Source organism: Thermithiobacillus plumbiphilus, from assembly GCF_038070005.1.
Classification (GTDB): Bacteria; Pseudomonadota; Gammaproteobacteria; order Acidithiobacillales; family Thermithiobacillaceae; genus JBBPCO01.
On sequence record NZ_JBBPCO010000005.1, the window covers coordinates 158218 to 177528 of the forward strand.

The following is a 19311-nucleotide window of genomic DNA, read 5'->3' on the forward strand; positions in this document are numbered from 1 at the left end:
GGATATTGATATGGGTAATCGTTTGGTGGTGGTCGAATCGCCGGCCAAGGCCAAGACCATCAACAAGTATCTGGGACCGGATTACACCGTCCTGGCCTCCTATGGCCATGTGCGCGATCTCGTGCCCAAGGAGGGCGCGGTCGATCCCGAGCATGAATTCGCCATGCGTTATGATCTGATCGAGAAGAACAAGCGCCACGTCGATGAGATCGTCAAGGCGCTGAAGCAGGCCGACACCCTGATCCTGGCCACTGACCCGGATCGCGAGGGCGAGGCCATTTCCTGGCATCTGGCGGAGTTGCTGAAAGAAAAGGGCGTGTTGAAGAACAAACCGGTGGAACGCGTGGTATTCCATGAAATCACCAAGAACGCCATCACCCAGGCCATTCAGCAGCCACGCGGCATTTCCTATGAGCTGGTCAACGCCCAGCAGGCGCGGCGCGCCCTGGACTACCTGGTCGGCTTCAATCTCTCGCCGCTCTTATGGCGCAAGATCCGCCCCGGGCTCTCGGCCGGGCGGGTGCAGAGTGCCGCCCTGCGCCTGATCGTCGAGCGCGAGCAGGAGATCGAGGCCTTCCAGACCCAGGAATACTGGACCATTGAGGCCAGCCTGCGCCAGGACGGTCAGGCCTTCGATGCGCGTCTGGTGCAGTGGGCGGGCAAGAAGCTCGAACAGTTCGACCTCACCCAGGCCGAACAAGCCGAGGCCGTGCGCGCCCGGATCGAGACCGACTGCCAGCGCTCGCCGCTACGCGTGCTGAAAGTGGAGAAAAAGCAGCGCTCACGCCAACCCGCCGCGCCCTTCACCACCTCCACCCTGCAGCAGGAAGCTGCCCGCAAGCTCGGATTCTCCGCCAGCCGCACCATGCGCATCGCCCAGCAGCTCTATGAAGGCGTATCACTGCCGGGTGAGGGCTCGGTGGGCCTGATCAGCTACATGCGTACCGATGCCGTGAATCTCGCCGCCGAAGCCATCAGCGAGATCCGCGGCCTGGTTCAGGAGCGCTTCGGGCCGGACTATCTGCCCGCCAGCCCCAGGCTCTACAAGACCAAATCCAAGAATGCCCAGGAAGCCCACGAGGCTATCCGCCCGACCAGCATCCAGCGCCTCCCGGAAGTGCTCAAGGGCAGCCTCAGCGCCGAGCAGGCCAAGCTCTATGAGCTGATCTGGAAGCGCACCGTGGCCTGCCAGATGAGCCCGGCCAAGATCGACACCGTGGCCGTGGATCTCGGCAATGGCGGCGACTGGCTGCTGCGCGCCAATGGCTCGAGCATCGCCTTCCCGGGATTCATCAGCGTCTATCAGGAAGGCGTGGACGACGGCGCGGAAGAGGGCGGCAAGTTGCTGCCACCGCTCACCGCGGGGGACCAGCCCGAACTGCTGGACCTGAGCGCCAGCCAGCACTTCACCGAGCCGCCGCCGCGCTACTCCGAGGCCACCCTGGTCAAGGCCCTGGAGGCCTACGGCATCGGCCGGCCCTCGACCTATGCCAGCATCATCCAGACCCTGCAGAATCGCGAATATGTGGAACTGCTGCAAAAGCGCTTTCACCCCACCGATGTCGGGCGGGTGGTGAACAAGTTTCTGGTCGAGCACTTCGAACAGTACGTGAATTATCACTTTACTGCGCAGATGGAAGACGAGCTCGACGCCGTGTCGCGCGGGGAAAAGGACTGGAAGCCGCTGCTGCACGCCTTCTGGACGCCCTTTCATGAGCGGGTGGAGGACAAGGCCAAGAGCGTCAGCCGCGCCGATGTCACCAGCGAGCAGATCGACGAGGCCTGCCCCAAGTGCGGCAAGCCGCTGGCCCTGAAGCTTGGCAAGCGCGGGCGCTTCATCTCCTGCACCGGCTATCCCGACTGCGACTATGCAAGACCGCTGGGCACCGATGCCCAGGCCGAACCGGAGCTGGTGGGCCGCGACTGCCCGGACTGCGGCCAGCCCCTGGTGTTCAAGGTGGGCCGCTACGGCAAGTTCATCTCCTGCTCGGGCTACCCGACCTGTAAGCACATCGAGCCCCTGGAAAAGCCCCAGAGCACTGGCGTGAGCTGCCCAAGCTGCAATACCGGTGAGCTGGTCGCCAAGAAAAGCCGCTATGGCAAGGTATTCTATTCCTGCAATACCTATCCCAAATGCACCTACGCGGTCTGGGATCCGCCGCTGGCCGAGCCCTGCCCCAAGTGCGGCAGCCCCATCCTGACCCTGAAAACCACCAAGCGCTGGGGCGAGGAGAAGCTCTGCCCGGATCGCGCCTGCGGTTTCCGGGTGCCGGTCGGCGCCAGCCCGGAAATCATTGCCGCGGCCATCGCCAAACCGGCGCCCGTGCTGCCCGAACGTCCGGAAAAGGCGCCGGCGAAAACCGCCAAAGGCAAGAAAACACCCGCCAGCAAGGCGCAGTCAGCCAAGCCCGCGAAAGCCCCCAAGGCTGCGGCCAAGACCGAGGCGGAAGCCAAGCCCACCCGCGCCCGTAAGGCCGCAGCCGCAAAGCCTGACAGCACCAAAGCCGCCAGCCCACGCAAGCCGCGCGCCGCCAAGACGGGTACCTGAACGCAGGCTCGCGACCGCCGCAGTAAATTACCGGCGGTCGCGAATGCTGCACCTCATTCGACGTAGATCATCTTGCGGGTCATGCCGCCATCCAGCACGAAATTCGCGCCGGTGATGAAGCCTGCCTCCTCGGACAGCAGATACATCACCAGGGATGCCACATCCTCAGGGCGGCCAACCCGCCCTGCCGGGTGCTGGGCCTGATCTTCCGGGCGCAGATCCGGCGCATGACGCTGGCCCTGCTTTTTCCACTCACTGACCTCGATCCAGCCGGGGCTGATGCAGTTGACCCGTACCGCGGGCCCGAGGCTGATCGCCAGGGCATGTGTCAGGGCAATGATACCGCCCTTAGAGGCGGAATAGGCCTCGGTATCCGGCTCGGACATCAGCCCGCGGGTTGAGGCGATGTTCACCATCGCTCCCTCCTGAGCGCGCAGGTAAGGCGTGGCGTACCTGGCGGCAAGGAAGATGCTGTCGAGATTGACCGAGAGCACCTGCCGCCACTCGGCATAGCTGAGCTCGGTCACCGGCTTGCGGATCATGATTCCGGCATTGTTCACCAGATAATCCAGTCGACCAAAATGATCCAGCGCCCCCTGGACCATGCGCTGCACGTCTGACTCCTGGGCGACATCCGCGGCCAGAAAGCGGATCTCTCCTTGCGCCCCCAACTCACTGATCGTTTCCTGTCCCGCCGCCTGATCCCGATCCACGATCAGGACTTGCAATCCACGCGCCAGGGCTGTCTTGGCAATGGCCTTGCCAATCCCCTGGGCTCCACCTGTCACAAGCACTGTTCGGCCCTGATGTTTCATGCCACCTCCATGCGCTACAAGCGCGCTGAGTCTGTCGATCCTGTTTTGCCCGTCTGACCAACACTAGGCGGGGGAGTTTCCGTCCACACGATGTGGCAAATTTCCCACTGATCCATATATCCGAGGAAAGGCCCATTCAGTGCCCCTTTGGGGCCGATGTCGGACTTAAGACAATTCCTTTGTACCAGCGCCGCCAGTAGAGTCGCGGCATGAGGACAGACAGATGCATAAAGCCCTGGCAGATGGAACGCAGTCCCGGACAGGAGAACCTGAAATGACCATGGGATGGCTGGCTGCGGCAATACTGGTGATGATGTCTGCGTCAATATTTGATCTGCAGATGCTGGAAAGCAATCCGAGTGGGCAGAAACAGGCTATCGGAAAACATCCCGCCGAGGCAAGCGTCGGGATTTACGATCTTTCTGGAATGGACCCTGCGCTGGTGCACGGTTCTCTCTCCAGCGCAACACATTCATACAGGCAGATGGAGTCGCTCCCCGACCACAAGCTGGCTGAGGTCGCTGCCGCTTGTACCCTGGGTGGCAAGGCGATTACCGAAAGCACCCTGGCCGGCTGCTATCAGGCGCAGTTGCAGGTGGATGCAGACAAGGATCTGCGATTGTGGCAGAGCTTTTCACAAAGCCTGAAGACCCTGGGCGGCAACACCACCGGCCAGGAGGAACTGCTGAGTCTCTCGCCTGCGAGCCTGCTTGAGACACCACTTGGCTGAGCCTGCACCTGCCCGGGCGCAAAAAAGGCGGGCCGAAGCCCGCCTTGCGCCTTATGACAAAATGACAAATCCTATCCGGCAGCCAGTTGTTCCACGGCGTCCTCGCCGCTTTCCTGCATCAGCGCCAGCACCTCGTCACCATCCACTTCATCGCACTCCAGCAGCCGCTGGGCCAGCCTGTGCATGGCCTCGCTGTGGCGCGAGAGTTGCTCATGGGCGCGCTCGTAGGCCTCGTTGACCCACTCGGCGGCCTCGCGCTCGCCTTCCAGCAGCAGCGAATCATGCTTGGGCACATAGGGGCCGAAGCTGCCGAAGCCGAGTTCGCAGATGGCGCGCTGGGCCAGCCGGCTGGCGCGTTCCATGTCATTGGATGCGCCACTGGAAACGGCGTCGCAGAAGATCTCCTCGGCGGCGCGGCCACCCATCAGCACCCGCAGTTCCTTGGCTAGATGCTGGCGGGTATGGAACACGCGCTCCTCCTCGCGGCCCATGACGGTCACGCCCATGGCCATGCCACGCGGCAGGATCGAGACCTTCTCCACCGTGCCATCCTGCACCAGCACGCGCATGATGGCGTGGCCGGCTTCGTGATAGGCGACGGTGCGGCGATCCTGGTCGGTCATGAGCTGGCCGTGATTGAGCGGACCCATGAGGATGCGGTCGCGCGCCTTGGCAAAGTGGCTGTCGGTGACCACATTGGTGTCGGCCCGGGCGGCCTCGATGGCGGCTTCATTGACCCAGTTGGCCAGTTCGGCGCCGGAAAAGCCCTGCGACAGCACCGCCAGGCGATCCATGTCGACGCAGACCTTGGGGATGCGCTTGATGTAGGTCTGCAGGATCTCCAGCCGGTCGCCGCGACCGGGCAGGGGCACGAAGACCTTGCGGTCGAAGCGGCCGGGGCGCACCAGGGCCTCGTCGAGCTGGTCGGGCTGGTTGGTGGCGGCGACGACCACCAGACCTGCGTTGTCGCCAAAGCCATCCATCTCGGCGAGCAGGGCGTTCAAGGTCTGCAGGCGCTCGTCATGGGTGCCGCTGCCGCCGTTGCGGGCGCCGCCCACGGCATCGATCTCGTCGATGAAGATCACGCAGGGGGCCTGCTTGCGGGCCTCGCGAAACAGATCGCGCACGGCCATGGCGCCAGCACCGACATAAAGCTGCACGAAGGAAGAGGCATTCTGTTCGAGAAAGCCGGCCTCGGCCTCACCGGCAATGGCCTTGGCGAGCAGGGTCTTGCCGTTTCCGGGCGGGCCATAGAGCAGGATGCCGCGCGGCACCTTGGCACCAGTGGCCTGGAAACGCTCGGGGGACTTCAGGTAATCGACGATCTCGCCGACCTCGAGCTTGGGTCCGGCGTGGCCGGCGACATCCGCGAAGCGGGTCACCGAATCCTCGGCGCGGCGCACCTGGCGGAAACGCTTGGCGAAGGGGCCGCCGGCCGAGAGCGTCTGGCGCAGAAAGAGGATCAGCAGGATGGCCGCCAGACCATAGACTAGCCCCATGAGCACCTGGCCACCGAGTTCGGTGACGGTCTTCATGTAGACCTGGTTGCGGCCGAGTTCGCCGGGCTTGACCGCCATGCTGACGGCGCCGGAGAGCTGCACGCCCTTTTCCTTGTAGAAGTTCAGCTCGGCCTTGTTGACATGCTCGGCGAAGTCACTGATACGCCAGGCGACGCCATTGGCCTGCTGATAGATGGTGTCCTTTTCGCCGATGAAAAGCTGCCCGGGCTTGGCCTCGCGGGCGATCTGCGCATGCACCTGCGTCAGGCTCATGTCGCCGGCCAACTGCCGTTCGGGGCTGGCCTTGAAGCCGGACATCTGCCCCAGGGCAAAGGCGGTCCACAGGACCAGCCCCAACGCGCCGGCACTCGCCAGCACCTTCCAGTGTTTCTTCAGCAACTTCGTCCACTTGTGCTGCTTCACAAAAGCTCCTTGTCAAGCGTGGAGGATGACAGGATTCCGCCACCTCTGTCGGGCCGGCTGACCCCGAATGACCCTTACAGATCACGGATCTACCGGCAAAAAAGAATTTCGTCCCATTGCAAGAGATAGTGAGTGCTTTACACTATGCAATGCGACCGCCAAATTTTTGGCGCTTACGCAAGCGGCCATTGTAACGATTTTTCCGGAAGATGCCAGTCCAAGGTCTGATGGTTTTTCTGGCCCGACCCTCCCACGCTGTACCCCGCCCCGAGATCCGGTCCAGACCCGAAAAAGCAGCCTTGCCGGAATTTTGACGCTCAATGCAGAGTCATCGGCTGCCAGCCTGGTCCTCAGAAAGTCCGGGGGCCTGCCGTCAACCAGATGACAGCCAAGGCATTAGTACACATTGTCCGCTTGCCTTAGCCAAAAGGAATTCACCGTTTTCCGGCTGCTTGTAGGAATCCCGGGGCGGGGTTCTCATGCCGGAACGCTGGACAGGAAGGAAGATATGTATTGCACCCGATGCCAGTCCGAGGATCCGCGCCCACGCGCCATCTTCTGCAAGACCTGCGGCTTCAGGCTCGTTGCGTCAGGAGCGGCTAGCGGTCAGGAGCCGGCCTCCAATGCCAGGGAGAAGGCCGAAGCAAGAGCGGCAGCGACTGACAACCACTGCAAGAAGTGTGGCGCGCTCGTGTCCGTGGGCCGCCGGTACTGTGCGGCCTGTTGCGGAGTGCCGGACAATCCTGTCCGGTCAAAACAGGATGTGACAGGGTCAGCCGTGGCGGCTGGGCAGGTAAAGCCCGCTGCGCAAAAGCCGGCCAAGCCGGCTCAGGCCGCAACGCAATCAGAGCCACCTGCCAGGGCCGCATCAGGTGCAGCCGCAGATTCGACCCAGACAGCGATTCCGCCTGTTGCGCCAGCGAAACCGGCTGGGGAAAAACACCCGCGGAAGCCCCCCCCTGTATCCGGGGAGCGGCCGGCCACTGCGACAGCGACACAGGAATCGCCGGTGCAGGCCCGGGAAAATCAACCTGCTGGCAGGATACAGGACCCGGTGCCCGAACCGGCTTTCGAGCCTGGGCCGGCGCTCGGCCTGCTCGACGGTGACCCACTGCCGGAGTTGCCGCGCAAGCGCCCCAGGCGGCACTTTCAGCATTGGGGCCTGCTGATGATCACCATGCTGCTGACGCTGGCCGCACTGGCGGCAGGTGGTTACTACGCGACACTGTTTGAGAAAGCCTCCGGGACCCAGGCGCAATCTTCAGCCCTTGATGAACACAGGACCGAAGCTAGTGCAGCAAAGCAGAAAGCCGTGAAGCACGAAGAGGCCAGGCAGATAGTCTCTGTCAATAAGCCGGTTTCCAGACTGGCAAGCCAGGAGCTCAAGAAATCGCCCCGGCCAAAACCCTACAGCGCTCCCCGCGCGAACCCGGCAAGCCGCGTGGCCAGTTCACCGAAACCTGAACCGGCGGCCCGAGTGGCGTCCTCACCAGCCGCCCAGCCCTCGGCCATGGCACTGGAGGAGCATGACCCCCTTTACCTTCATAGAAAGGAGCAGGAACTCGACCTTCTGCTTCGACAATTGCAGTGAAAACAGCGAAAAAGGAGAGACACATGTTGCGATCCAAAAAAGGCTACGCCACCGCGCTGCTGGCCAGTTCGGTCTTTCTCGGCGCCTGCGCCAGCACCAGCGGACTGGATGGCATCAATGATGCCACCATCAATGGCAGCCACGCCCAGGCCCAGGGTGCCATGGGGGCCGGGGCCGGCGCGGTCACGGGCGCGGTGATCGGCAACCAGATGGGAAGCTCAAAGGCCGGGGCAGCCATCGGCGCTCTGGTCGGTGGCGCTGCCGGTTACATGCGCGGGCGCTCACTGGATATCAAGGCGGCGCAGTCCGTGGCCTATGACGCCCGACAGGCCGGCTATCAGGCCGAGGTGAATACCGCGGTGATGCAGAACCCGCAGACCAACCAGTCGCAACAGGTGTTCACCGGTTATCGGGTGCTGATCCCGGCCAGCGAGATCCGTAACCAGGACCCCGAGGCCACCCGCATTCTGCAGAAGACGGCCGAACTTGCCATCCAGGCGGATACCGAAGTGGTCGCCAGCGGTCCGGCCAACCTGCGCGACTCGGTGCTGACCATGCTGAACCTGCCAGCCGGGCAGGCGCAATACGTGCCCTCCAACGATACCAAGGTGGCGGTCAGCGTCATGCCCAGACGGGGGTGATTGCCAGCTAGCAGGAAAAGGGCCTTCGGGCCCTTTTTTCATGAGCCCAGACTCTCCAGCATCGCCGCCTGCACCGCTGCCAGCTCGCCCAGGGCCGGATCCTGATGGATAACCAGATCGGGAAAGGCCTCGGCCACCTCCGCAAGCCTTGCGGGGATGTCACGCGCCAGATGCGCGCCGACGGCGAGAAAGATCGGGCTGACGCGGATTTCGTGAAAGCCGGCGCTGTGCGCCTGTATAACGCAGTCGAGCAGGCTGGGGCTGGCGAGTTCGAGGTAGGCCAGCCAGACCCGGCGTGCCGGATCACGCGCCTGCAGGGCCGAGGCCAGTTGCTCGAAGCTGGCCCGCCAGCGCGGGTCGCGCGAGCCGTGGGCGAGCAGGATGTGGGCGTATTCGGCCATGCTCAAGTTGTCCCTGCGTGTACTCTTGCGAGCCAGGGCGCGTAGATCGCGCGCGCCGTTTCATGCAGTCCCTGAATGCGGGATTCGAGATCCTGCTGCATGGTTTGCGGGGTTTGTACTGCGGGTGAGAGGCTTTCCAAATCTTCGGCCATGTCGCAGCACCAGTCCCGTACCATCCGCGCCGTAACTTCGGGATGGCACTGAAAGCCGAGTACATGCCCGCCGATGCTGAAGGCCTGATTTGTGCAGTTTTCGTTGCCTAGAAGATGCACGGCACCTTCCGGCAAGCTGAAGGTCTCGCCATGCCAGTGAAACAGCTCGAAGCGTTGCAGCAGGGCGTGCAGGTACGGGCTATCCATCCCGGCGGGGGTCTTTTCCACCGCATGCCAGCCAATTTCCTTGACCGGGTTGCGACTGATCGTGCCGCCCAAGGCCCTGGCGATGAGCTGTCCGCCGAGGCAATGGCCGAGGGTGGGCAGACCAGTCGTGACGGCCTGCCGGATCAGGGCCATTTCCGGCCCCAGCCAGGGATACTGATCCTCGTCATTGACGCTCATGGGCCCGCCCATCATTACCAGAGCGCGGATGCCTTCCAGCGTGCCCGGCAGGGCTTCGCCCCGATCCAGGCGCAGGACGCGAAAGGGCAGCTCATGCTCCCGCAGCAGCTCGCCGAAAAATCCGGGGCCCTCGAATTCGGCGTGCTGCAGGATGAGGATTTCAGACATCGGCGCTTTCCCTCTGAGCCAGTAGCCAGTCGACCGCCCGAGCGAAGTCGTCGGCGATTTGAGCGGGCCGGATATGCGGATCTTCGCCGTCCGCCGGGCGATACTTGCCGGTGCGCACCAGGATGGCGGGAATGCCGGCCTCCTGCGCGCCCTGGATATCTGCCACGAGGTCGTCGCCAATCATGATCGCCTCATCGGGTCTGGCCTGCAAGTCGCGTAGCACGCTGTCAAAAAAGGCTTTGGCAGGCTTGCCGAGCACCTCGGCCTCGATCCCGGCGGCTTCCTCCAGGGCGCACACGAAGGGCCCCTGATCCAGGGAAAGGCCATCCACATCCTGGAAATAGCGATTGCGTCCCATCGCGAGCAGAGGGGCGCCCTGCATCAGTAGGCGAAAGGCGCTGTTGAGCCGCGCATAGTTCAAGGCCTCGCCGGCATCACCGACCACGACGGCATTGGGCGCATCCTGGGGAATGCCGTCGAACTCGGGCAGGAGCCCGGGATGCACCAGCAGCATGGGCCGCAGGCCATCAGCCAGCAGCCGCGCGCGCGTGGCAAGCGGCGCACTGAAAACAGCCTCCTCGGGAATCGCGAACCCCATCTTCTGTAGCTGCGCGATGACCTCGGCGCATGTACTGCGCGTGGTGTTGGTGAGAAAACGACAGGAGCAGCCCGCGGCCTGGAGACGCGCCAGGGCATCGCGCGCTCCCGGCAGAGCCTGTCCGCCACTGTAGAGCACGCCGGCCAGATCGATGAGCACATGTTGGATCAAGCTTGCCTCCACGCTTACGGCATTGGTGTCAGGCCTGGGCCTTGATGGCCGCCGGCAGTTCCTGCGGATCGAACCAGGCCAGGTGATCGGTAAGCGCCGTGACCGCGCCGATCACCAGGATGGCGGGGCTGCCGATACCGGCGTTGCGCAAAGCCTCGGGCAGTTCGGCCAGGGTGGCGCTGACCTGGCGCTGGTCGCGGGTGCTGCCCCACTGGATGGCCATGGCCGGAGTCTCGGGTGAGCGCCCACCGGCGATCAATTCGGCGCTGATCTCGGCCAGGTGGCTAACACCCATGTAGATGACCAGGGTATCGGCGCCCTGGGCCATCCTGCGCCAATCGACCTTGGGCGCATTGGGGGCCTCGTGGCCGGTGATGAAGGCCACCGACTGGCTCAAACCCCGGTAGGTCAAGGGCACGCCGGCATAGGCGGCCGCCGCCATGCCGCTGGTCACACCCGGAACCACTTCGAAGGTGACGCCGGCGGCATGCAGGGCCATGCACTCCTCGCCGCCACGCCCGAACATGAAGGGATCGCCGCCCTTGAGCCGCACCACTTCAAGTCCCTGCCTTGCGGCGCGGATGAGCTGCGCCTGAATGCTCATCTGCGGTGTGGAGACCTGTCCGCCGCGCTTGCCGACATCCACCAGCCGCACGCCAGGTCGCGCATGGGCCAGGATTTCCGGGTTGACCAGGGCATCATAAAAGATGATATCCGCTGCCTGAATCCGGCGCAGGGCCTTGAGCGTCAGGAGATCGGGGTCACCGGGACCCGCGCCGATGAGAAAGACCTTGCCTGTGTGCATCATGAGACTCCTTGGGCGGCGGGTGCCGCCGGCAACAGCGAATAGGCAGCCTGCGGGCTGCTGACGATTCCGGACAGGTAGAGCAGTGCTGCGGCCTGATCCGCCAGGGGGGCGGGCAGAGGCAGCCGGCCGGCCAGTACTGCTTCAGTGAAGCGGCAGGTGGCGTCGAGACTGGCATCGCTAGGCAAAACGGGCAGGGCCTTGAGCGGCGCGCTGTCTTTATCAAACAGCAGCTCGGCGCGACCGTCACGCACGGCGATCAGGGCCGGACGGCGCTTGGGGTTGGCCACCGGCTCGCCCTCGGTGCCGCGCATCAGCAGCGCCAGGCGGCCGCTGGCCTCGAAGACGTCCTTGAGCCGTTCGAGATAGGGCGGATGGGTGACGGCCGCGACCTGCAGGGCAGGTCCTGCAAAGGGATTGAAGAGCTTGGCAACCGTATGTGCGCTGGAGCGCACCCCAAGGCGCTGGCGCAGGGCCAGCATGCGGGCAAAGCCGGGATAGAGGATGTCGATGGGGGCGTAGGCGAGCTGGCGACTTTCCATCTCAAAGCTGATCTCATCACGGCTTGCCAGCGGCGGATACCCCATTGCGCGCAAAATCTCGCCCGCACTCAGGCGCCCTGCCGGACTGTGATCCGTCAGGCGCGCGCCATCGGGCTCTGCCATCCCGCCGAAGGTGCCGTGCAGCAGCACCGGCAAGCCCGCGCGCGCCAGTACCAGGGCCAGCAGGGGCAGGAGATTGGCCTCGCGCCGCGCGCCATTGTAGGCCGGCAGGACCACCGGGTACGAGGCGCCCGCTGGCAGGGGCAGGGCCGGCGCGCTGGCCTCCAGGGCCGCGACGAAAGCCAGCAGCTCGTCCGTGCTCTCGCCCTTGATGCGATAGGCGCTCCACAATGCGCCCTGCTCCAGCTCCGGCAATTCGCCCGCCAGCCAGGTCGCGAACAGGGCTTCGGCTTCCTCGCGCGGCAGGTCGCGGGCGGCATTGGCGCCGCGTGCCACATCCCCGAGCATCTGCGTCCAGGATCTCATGAGGCCACCCGCATCTGCAGCAACTGGCTGATTTCGGGCTTGCATGAGCCGCACTGGGTACCGGCACCGCAAGCCTTGCCCACTGCCTCGACGGTGGTCGCGCCTTCGCCGATGGCCCTCAGGATCGCACTTTCCGACACACCCATGCAGTTGCAGACCGCACGGCTCAGGGGCGTGGCCTGCAGGTTTTTCGGGGTCTGCGGGGCGAAGAGCAGGTGGCGAAAGCCGCGCACGTCCTCGCCCGAAAGCATCAGGGCTTGCAGCCAGTCGAGCGTGGCGTCCTCGCCGATCAGGCGCACGCCTTGCAGCCGGCCTTCCCGCAGGAGCACGCGCTTGAACACGCCGCGCCGGGCGTCCTGATAGTCGAGACCTTCCGGGCCATCGAGCCCGGCCGCGGCATCCAGCGCGGCAAGCAACCCGGTATCGGGCAGGGCGTCAGCGGCGATTCGCAGCAACAGGGCCGGATCAGCCTCGTCACCCAGGCGGCTCAGGGTGGCGAAGGGAAAGGCGCTGACAAGTTGCTGCAGTTCGCGCAGGCGCGCCGGGACATCCAGCCGGCACAGGATCGCGCCGGTCCAGGCAAAGACCGCAGGCTCCACGCGCACCGCCGCGTGCTTGAACTCGGGTTGCTTCGATACCGGGTCCAGGGCCGGCAGGGTCAGGGCATTGGCCATGCCCTGTGGCGCGAAGCGACTGCCGAAGTGCATGGGCAGAAACAGCGTGCCGGGCAGTTGTGCCCTTGCGTGGCGCACCCGCGCAATCACGGTACCGCGGCGGCTGCTGATCCGGGCCAGACTGCCCTCGGGCAGGGCTTTCGCGTCCTCCGGATGGATCTCCAGCAGGGGCTCGGCCACGTGCTGAAACAGGCCCGCGACCTGGCCGGTGCGCGAGAGCGTGTGCCACTGGTCGCGCAGGCGCCCGGTGGTGAGGCGCAGCGGATAACGCGCATCGATCTCCTCGGCCACCGGGGCATAGGCGGGCGCAAGAAAGCGGGCCCGACCCGAGGGCGTGGGGAAGATGCCGTCGGTGTAGAGGCGCTGCCTGCCGCCTGTGGCGCCCTCGTGAAAGGGCCACTGCTGCGGGCCTTGCTCATCCAGTATGGCAAGACTCAGACCCGTGATGTCGAGATCACGCCCCCGCGTGCTTTCGCGAAACTCCTTGAAGATACTCTCACTGTCCGGGTAATCGAATAGCCGCCGGGCGCGGCTGGACCAGCTTTCGGTTTGCGGCGACGGGTGGCCGGTCATGTCCAGTATCTCGCCCAAGGTACGGGCGAAATCACGGAAGATTTCCCAGTCGGGACGGGCCTGGCCGGGAGCTGACACCGCCTGTGCGAGACGACTGATGCGCCGCTCGGAATTGGTGACCAGGGCCTCGCGCTCGCCCCAGCTCGCGGCGGGCAGGATGAGATCCGCGAACTCGGCGGTCTCGGTGGGGTGATAGGCATCCTGCACCACCACGAATTCGGCGGCCTGCAGTGCGCGGACCACCTGCTGCTGATCGGGCAGGCTCACCACCGGATTTGTGCAGGCGATCCACACCGCCTTGATCTCGCCGCGCTCGATGGCCTTGAACAGCGGCACGGCTGTCAGCCCCGGCTCGGGATGCAGGGCCTCGACACCCCAGAGCCGGCTGATCTCGGCGCGATGTTCGGGATTGATGATCTCACGATGCCCTGGCAGCAGGTTCGGCATGCCGCCGACCTCGCGCCCGCCCATGGCATTGGGCTGGCCGGTGAGACTGAAGGGGCCGGCGCCGGGTCGCCCGATCTGGCCAGTGGCCAGATGCAGGTTGATCAATGCGGTAATTTTGTCGGTGCCGTGTGATGACTGGTTCAGGCCCTGGCACCAGAGCGACAGCGCCGCATGTGCTCGCCCAAACTCCAGGGCCGCTTCGCGGATCAGGTCTTCGGGCAGGTCACAGAGTTCGCTCACCCGCTGCGGGGTGTAGGCCTGCACCCGCTGCTTGAGTTCCGCCCAGCCCTCGGTGTGCGCTGCGATGTAGTCGCGGTCGATCAACTCCTCCCATATCAGCACATGCAGCATGCCGTGCAGCAGCGCCACGTCGCTGCCGGGCCGCAGCGGCAGATAAAGATCGGCGATGCTCGCGGTGGCAGTGCGGCGCGGATCGGCGACGATGATCTTGAGATCCGGATTGCGGGCCTTGGCATCTTCGATGCGCCGGAACACGATGGGGTGGGCATAGGCGGGATTGGCACCGATGATGAAGAGGCAGTTGGCGGCTTCGATATCTTCATAGCAGTTCGGTACGCTGTCCATACCGAGGCTTGCTTTATAACCCGTCACCGCCGAGGCCATGCACAGGCGCGAGTTGGTGTCGATGTGATTGCTGCCGATCAGGCCCTTGGCCAGCTTGTTGACGACATAATAGTCCTCGGTGCTGAGCTGGCCCGAGACATAGAAGGCCACCGCCTGCGGGCCGTGCTCGCGGATGATCCGGGCAAAGCGTTCGGCCGCCAGGCCCAATGCTGCATCCCAGTGGATGACCTGCTCGCCGCCCTGGCGATCACGCAGCAGGGGCTGGAGGGCGCGGTCGGGGGCCTGCACGGTCTGATGCAGGGTGCGACCCTTGGTGCAGAGCCGGCCGAAGTTGGCCGGATGCTTCGGGTCGCCGCGCACACCCAGGATTTTCCGGCCATCATGCTGAATCAGCACGCCGCAGCCGGTGCCGCAGTAGGGGCAGACCGATTTCGTTTCCTGCAGGGGGGATTGCCATACCGCGCTCATGAATCCGCCTCGCCCGGGGGCTTATTTGGTATCAGTCAGGGACAGGAATATCTGCCCACTCTCGATCTTCACCGGATAGGTCTTGACGCAGCCGACATCCGGCGGCAGGGCCTCGCCCTTGGTGAGATCGATCTGCCAGTTGTGCAGCGGACAGAACACGATCCGACCGGAGACATAGCCCTCCGAGAGCGGGCCGCCGCGATGGGGGCAGCGGTTCTCGACGGCGAAGACCTCGTCCGTTTCGTTACGCAGCAGCGCGATCTGGCCCTTGTCCGTTTCCACGTAACGCCCACCGAGGGGCGGAATGTCTTCCAGGCTGCCAACCGCGATCCAGTGCATGGGTATTGCTGCGCTCATAAACTCTCTCCATGTTCCACGTGAAACAATTTCTCGTCCGATGTTCCACGTGGAACATCACACCGCTACGCGGGCCAGGGGCTTGGCGTTCACGTCGAGCCGACCCTGCACCACCTCGGTCCAGGGATCCTTTTCCTGGCGCAGGGCGAAGTCCAGTTCCGCCGCCAGACGTTTACGGTTATCGGCATCCTCCACCACCTGCGCCCTGACGTACTCCAGCCCGACCCGCTCGATCCAGGGCGCGGTGCGCTCCAGATAGTGCGCCTCCTGGCGATAGAGCTGCAGGAAGGCCTTACTCATTTCCAGCACCTCTTCATGGGTCCTGACCTTGCACAGCAGATCCGCGGCGCGCACCTTCATGCCGCCATTGCCGCCGACATAGATCTCCCAGCCCGAGTCCACGCCGATCACGCCAACATCCTTGATCGTCGATTCGGCGCAGTTGCGCGGGCAGCCCGAGGCGGCGAGCTTGACCTTGTGCGGCGACCACATGCCCTCCAGCGCGCGTTCGAGCTCGATGCCCATGCGCGTGCTGTCCTGGGTGCCGAAGCGACAGAAATCGGTGCCGACACAGGTCTTGACGGTGCGCAGCGACTTGCCGTAGGCATGACCCGAGGGCGTGCCAAGCGCCGCCCAGATGGCGGGCAGGTCTTCTTTTTTCACGCCCAGCAGATCCAGGCGCTGGCCGCCGGTGAACTTCACCATCGGTACCGCGAACTGCTCGGCGACCTCGGCGATATGCTTGAGTTCCGCGGGACTGGTCACACCCCCATAGATGCGCGGGACCACGGAATAGGTGCCGTCCTTCTGGATGTTGGCGTGGGCGCGCTCATTGATAAAGCGCATCTGCGCGTCATCCACGCCCTCGGCCGGCCAGGCGGTGCGCACGTAGTAGTTCACCGCCGGGCGACAGGTGGAGCAACCACCGGGATGCTTCCAGCCGAGAAACGCGAAGGCCTGACGCGCCGACAAAAGCTTCTCCGCGACAATCGCCTGGCGCACCTCGTCATGGGTCAGCTCAGTGCAGCCGCAGAGCGGCTTTTTCTTCGGTGCCTGGTCATAGACGCCGCCGAGGGTGGAGGCGAGCAACTGCTCCACCAGCCCGGTGCAGGAGCCGCAGGAGGAGCTGGCCTTGGTCTGCTTGCGCACCTCTTCAAGCGTAAAGAGCCCCTTTTCGCGGATGGCCTGCACGATCGCGCCTTTGCACACGCCGTTGCAGCCGCAGATCTCGGCGGAGTCGGCCAGGCTCGCGGCCTGATTGTGCCCGGCGTGTCCGGCGTCCCCCAGATGGGTCTCGCCGAACAGCAGATGGGCGCGGATCTCGCTGACATCGTGGCTCTCGCGCAGCAACTGAAACAGCCAGGGTCCGATGCTGGTGTCGCCATACAGCACGCTGCCGACCACCTTGTTGTCCTTGAGCAGCACCTTCTTGTAGACGCCAAAGGCGCCGTCGAGCAGGACGACCTCCTCGACATCCTCGCCGCCCATGAAATTGCCAGCCGAGAACAGATCGATGCCCGTGACCTTGAGCTTGGTGCTGGTCACCGAGCCCTCGTAGCGCATGCGACCGTATTCCGCCAGGTGATTGGCCGCCACCTTGGCCTGCTCGAAGAGCGGCGCGACCAGACCATAAGTCTCGCCACGATGCTGCACACACTCGCCGACGGCATAGATCTTGGGGTCATAGGTCTGCATGGTGTCATTGACGACGATGCCGCGCTCGCAGTGGATGCCGGCGGATTTCGCCAGCTCGATGTTGGGCCGGATGCCGACCGCCATGACCACCAGATCCGCCGGGATCTCCTCGCCATCCGTGAAGCGCAGGCCGGTGACATGTTCCTCGCCGAGCACCGCCTCGGTCTCCTTGGGCAGGTGAAATTGCATGCCGCGCTGTTCCAGGGCCTTTTGCAGCAATTCGCCGCCGACCTTGTCGAGCTGGCGCTCCATCAGCCAGGGATTCCTGTGCACCACGCTCACCGCCATGCCGCGCATGAGCAGGCCATTGGCCGCTTCCAGACCCAGCAGGCCACCACCGATCACCACCGCCCGCCCTCCAGACGCGGCCGCCGCCAGCATCTTGTCGACATCCGAGATATCGCGGTAGGCCACCACGCCCGGCAAATTCCTGCCCGGAATGGGCAACATGAAGGGGTTGGAGCCGGTCGCGATCAGCAGGCGGTCATAGGCTGCCTCGGTGCCGTCAGAAGCAATCACCCGGCGCCGTACCCGGTCGATCTCGACCACCTGCTTGCCGGCATGCAGGGTGATGCCGTTGTCGTGGTACCAGTCCCAGTCATTGAGAATGGTGTCCTCGAGCTGCATCTCGCCCGAGAGCACCGGCGAGAGCAGGATGCGGTTGTAGTTGGGATGAGGCTCGGCGCCAAAGACCGTGATCTCGAAGCTATCCGGGGCCATCTTCAGCAGTTCTTCCAGGGTGCGGATGCCGGCCATGCCGTTGCCGATGAGCACCAGTTTCGCTTTGCTTGCCATGATCCTCTCCAGAATGAAAAAGGGCGCCGGGCCGACTCCGAAAAGTCAGCGCGACGCCCTTGCCGTGTTCCTGCCGGGGCCTACCCGCCCGCCATTGGGTTGGGGTAGTGCCCTGTCATCCCTCCTGTAGCAATCCCCGTGCCACACACGAAAAGGCCGAAACCCGTGGATTTCGGCCCCGATTGCGCACCCTTTCGGTGCAGTTGTTCACTGATGGTGCAGCATCAGTCCTGGCGATGGCGCCGCTGCAGGGATTCGCGCCGCTGCAGCAGCATGATTTCGGCCCGCGCACCGAGATAGACATAGATCCCCAAACCAATCAGCAGCCCGACCACCGCGAAGATCAGCCAGGCCGCCTGCGGCAGATATTCCGGCTTCTCGATGGCGAACTTGAACACCAGCATCAGCGCCTCGATGGAGATCGCGATCAGGATGGCGGCCATGAAGCGCGTCAGGGTGCGGCGCGTGGAACTGTGCCGGTGCACGTCCTTGTGAATCAGCACCTCCTCTTCAAAGATGGTCTTGGCAAGATCGAAGATCGCCAGCGCCAGGGTCAGCAGGATGGTGGCCTGAAAGGGGGCCACATAGCTCGTCACCATGGTGTTGCTGCTCCAGAGCGCACCAAGTGAAATAAAGCCGTGATAGCCCAGTCCCAGGCTGATGATGAAAAGCCCGACAAAGATGGCGGCATAGACCAGCTTGAAGACTGGCTCCACCCGCCGCCGGGCCTCATCCCCTTCCAGCAATACCAATGCCCGTTTGAAATCCACGTCCGCCACCAGAATGCCGGCGATGCCACTGCCGCGGGTATGCACGGGAACCGCAGCAGTGAGACATATCTCGCCCGTGGCCGAGGACAGATAGGGGGCGGTCATGGTGGGAGTCCCATCACTGACCTGGCGGAAATAGGCGCGATGGCTGCGGTCCAGGCCCTTGCCATCCAGGCCGACCCGCTTGCGCTGGCGCTTGTGGATGACGTTGTCGCAGATCTGCTTACCCTCGCCGTCGAGCGCGTAACAGAGATCGAAAAAGGGATATTTGCGGATCAGGCAGTGCAGGACGCGTTCCAGCTCCGACACGTCCCGAAAGAGATCCGGGCGGGCCACGCCTTCCAGCACGGCCACCAGAAAGGCCGACAGCTCGGGTTGCACTTCATAGTAGCGTTCAAAGGAATTCATGAGGCAATGGCTCCGGACAGGAAATGGGAAATCCCCTCTCAGGGAGCGCGATAAAGGCGATTGGTTCCATCAAGGCCGCTCAGATATCCTTCGCCAGCAAAACCGGTTGCTCCGTCGGCCGTCCCGTGCGGGATGCCGACGGACGACAGGCTTGTGGTGCGGCGCTGAGCGCGGCAATCAGCAGGCCCAGGATCAGCATCTGGCTGCCAGCATGATGTTGTGGCCTAACCCTGGTGGATTGCTGAACGTGCATTCTCCCTCCTTTCGCTCCCGACCCTTGTTCATGGCTACCCATCCCGTGATGATGCGGATTTCGTGCCAGGTCGAGCTTCAGTAGGCGTAGGTCATGAAGGCCCAGACCTTCTGGGTATCGACATTGGCCTGGGTGGTGCCGGGAAACACCGCCCCCGCGCCCTCGTCGGCCGAGTAGTCGGCGAACTTCGCACCCAGAAGCCACTGCTTTTGCAGGGCATAACTGGCCAGAAGGTTGATCTCGGTACCGAAGTGCTGACCGCCGCTATCTGCCTGGTAATCGTGGTACATGGCGGTGAGCGTGAGCGGCTT

The 19311-nt window shown here is 64.2% G+C and carries 16 protein-coding genes and 1 pseudogene; 4 read left to right on the plus strand and 13 right to left on the minus strand.

What is annotated here, in order from left to right; genetic code table 11:
- Window positions 1-10: 10 nt before the first annotated feature.
- Window positions 11-2548, plus strand: coding sequence for a type I DNA topoisomerase (gene topA, locus WOB96_RS06885; RefSeq protein WP_341370546.1), 2538 nt, complete (start codon window positions 11-13; stop codon window positions 2546-2548).
- Window positions 2549-2601: 53 nt separating this feature from the next.
- On the opposite strand, the gene WOB96_RS06890 is transcribed toward topA, so the two are convergent.
- Window positions 2602-3363 carry a glucose 1-dehydrogenase gene (locus tag WOB96_RS06890; RefSeq protein ID WP_341370547.1) on the minus strand — a complete coding sequence of 254 codons (762 nt, stop codon included), beginning with the start codon at window positions 3361-3363 and terminating at the stop codon, window positions 2602-2604.
- Between the two features lie 274 nt (window positions 3364-3637).
- Here WOB96_RS06890 and WOB96_RS06895 point away from each other — a divergent pair, with 274 nt between their 5' ends.
- Complete coding sequence (locus WOB96_RS06895) at window positions 3638-4093, plus strand: hypothetical protein (protein ID WP_341370548.1); 456 nt, start codon at window positions 3638-3640, stop codon at window positions 4091-4093.
- A gap of 71 nt (window positions 4094-4164) precedes the next feature.
- Here the strand turns inward: WOB96_RS06895 and WOB96_RS06900 are convergent, their stop codons facing one another.
- Window positions 4165-6015, minus strand: a complete 1851-nt coding sequence (locus tag WOB96_RS06900) for an ATP-dependent metallopeptidase FtsH/Yme1/Tma family protein (RefSeq protein WP_341370549.1) — start codon at window positions 6013-6015, stop codon at window positions 4165-4167.
- Between the two features lie 1009 nt (window positions 6016-7024).
- Between WOB96_RS06900 and WOB96_RS06905 the strand changes: the two genes are divergently transcribed.
- A complete protein-coding gene (locus WOB96_RS06905; protein ID WP_341370550.1) occupies window positions 7025-7606 on the plus strand; it encodes a hypothetical protein in 582 nt (193 codons plus the stop codon).
- A gap of 23 nt (window positions 7607-7629) precedes the next feature.
- On the plus strand, window positions 7630-8247 hold the full coding sequence (locus WOB96_RS06910; RefSeq protein ID WP_341370551.1) for a glycine zipper domain-containing protein: 618 nt from the start codon (window positions 7630-7632) through the stop codon (window positions 8245-8247).
- A gap of 38 nt (window positions 8248-8285) precedes the next feature.
- On the opposite strand, the gene WOB96_RS06915 is transcribed toward WOB96_RS06910, so the two are convergent.
- The 11 genes and pseudogenes from WOB96_RS06915 to WOB96_RS06965 form a co-directional block, all read right to left on the minus strand.
- On the minus strand, window positions 8286-8648 hold the full coding sequence (locus WOB96_RS06915) for a sirohydrochlorin chelatase (RefSeq protein WP_341370552.1): 363 nt from the start codon (window positions 8646-8648) through the stop codon (window positions 8286-8288).
- A 2-nt stretch (window positions 8649-8650) separates the two neighbouring features.
- The gene (locus WOB96_RS06920) at window positions 8651-9373 is read right to left on the minus strand and encodes a type 1 glutamine amidotransferase (RefSeq protein ID WP_341370553.1); all 723 of its coding nucleotides are present in this window, start codon (window positions 9371-9373) and stop codon (window positions 8651-8653) included.
- On the minus strand, window positions 9366-10142 hold the full coding sequence (locus WOB96_RS06925; RefSeq protein WP_341370554.1) for a TIGR01458 family HAD-type hydrolase: 777 nt from the start codon (window positions 10140-10142) through the stop codon (window positions 9366-9368). The genes WOB96_RS06920 and WOB96_RS06925 overlap by 8 nt, the downstream gene beginning before the upstream one ends.
- 28 nt (window positions 10143-10170) lie before the next feature.
- Window positions 10171-10947, minus strand: coding sequence for a uroporphyrinogen-III C-methyltransferase (gene cobA, locus WOB96_RS06930; RefSeq protein WP_341370555.1), 777 nt, complete (start codon window positions 10945-10947; stop codon window positions 10171-10173).
- Window positions 10947-11975, minus strand: a complete 1029-nt coding sequence (gene ybiB, locus WOB96_RS06935; RefSeq protein WP_341370556.1) for a DNA-binding protein YbiB — start codon at window positions 11973-11975, stop codon at window positions 10947-10949. The genes cobA and ybiB overlap by 1 nt, the downstream gene beginning before the upstream one ends.
- Window positions 11972-14722, minus strand: a complete 2751-nt coding sequence (locus WOB96_RS06940) for a nitrate reductase (protein ID WP_341370557.1) — start codon at window positions 14720-14722, stop codon at window positions 11972-11974. The genes ybiB and WOB96_RS06940 overlap by 4 nt, the downstream gene beginning before the upstream one ends.
- 21 nt (window positions 14723-14743) lie before the next feature.
- Entirely contained in the window at window positions 14744-15079 is a 336-nt protein-coding gene (gene nirD / locus WOB96_RS06945) for a nitrite reductase small subunit NirD (protein ID WP_341370558.1), read from the minus strand.
- 57 nt (window positions 15080-15136) lie between these two features.
- Complete coding sequence (gene nirB, locus WOB96_RS06950; protein ID WP_341370559.1) at window positions 15137-17569, minus strand: nitrite reductase large subunit NirB; 2433 nt, start codon at window positions 17567-17569, stop codon at window positions 15137-15139.
- Between the two features lie 224 nt (window positions 17570-17793).
- Window positions 17794-18747: a PDC sensor domain-containing protein gene (locus WOB96_RS06955; RefSeq protein ID WP_341370560.1), complete on the minus strand. Its 954-nt coding sequence runs from the start codon at window positions 18745-18747 to the stop codon at window positions 17794-17796.
- Between the two features lie 79 nt (window positions 18748-18826).
- Window positions 18827-19000 (minus strand): hypothetical protein, encoded by a 174-nt coding sequence (locus tag WOB96_RS06960; RefSeq protein WP_341370561.1) that lies wholly within the window; start codon window positions 18998-19000, stop codon window positions 18827-18829.
- A gap of 77 nt (window positions 19001-19077) precedes the next feature.
- Window positions 19078-19311, minus strand: a pseudogene (locus WOB96_RS06965) (hypothetical protein); the annotation flags it as partial.

Bases quoted from the DNA above. Each gene is read 5' to 3' on its own strand.
- cobA (WP_341370555.1), bottom strand. From the start codon at position 10,947: ATGCACACAGGCAAGGTCTTTCTCATCGGCGCGGGTCCCGGTGACCCC.
- WOB96_RS06960 (WP_341370561.1), bottom strand. From the start codon at position 19,000: ATGCACGTTCAGCAATCCACCAGGGTTAGGCCACAACATCATGCTGGC.
- WOB96_RS06955 (WP_341370560.1), bottom strand. From the start codon at position 18,747: ATGAATTCCTTTGAACGCTACTATGAAGTGCAACCCGAGCTGTCGGCC.
- WOB96_RS06920 (WP_341370553.1), bottom strand. From the start codon at position 9,373: ATGTCTGAAATCCTCATCCTGCAGCACGCCGAATTCGAGGGCCCCGGA.
- WOB96_RS06915 (WP_341370552.1), bottom strand. From the start codon at position 8,648: ATGGCCGAATACGCCCACATCCTGCTCGCCCACGGCTCGCGCGACCCG.
- ybiB (WP_341370556.1), bottom strand. From the start codon at position 11,975: ATGAGATCCTGGACGCAGATGCTCGGGGATGTGGCACGCGGCGCCAAT.
- nirB (WP_341370559.1), bottom strand. From the start codon at position 17,569: ATGGCAAGCAAAGCGAAACTGGTGCTCATCGGCAACGGCATGGCCGGC.
- nirD (WP_341370558.1), bottom strand. From the start codon at position 15,079: ATGAGCGCAGCAATACCCATGCACTGGATCGCGGTTGGCAGCCTGGAA.
- WOB96_RS06890 (WP_341370547.1), bottom strand. From the start codon at position 3,363: ATGAAACATCAGGGCCGAACAGTGCTTGTGACAGGTGGAGCCCAGGGG.
- WOB96_RS06940 (WP_341370557.1), bottom strand. From the start codon at position 14,722: ATGAGCGCGGTATGGCAATCCCCCCTGCAGGAAACGAAATCGGTCTGC.
- WOB96_RS06910 (WP_341370551.1), top strand. From the start codon at position 7,630: ATGTTGCGATCCAAAAAAGGCTACGCCACCGCGCTGCTGGCCAGTTCG.
- WOB96_RS06895 (WP_341370548.1), top strand. From the start codon at position 3,638: ATGACCATGGGATGGCTGGCTGCGGCAATACTGGTGATGATGTCTGCG.
- topA (WP_341370546.1), top strand. From the start codon at position 11: ATGGGTAATCGTTTGGTGGTGGTCGAATCGCCGGCCAAGGCCAAGACC.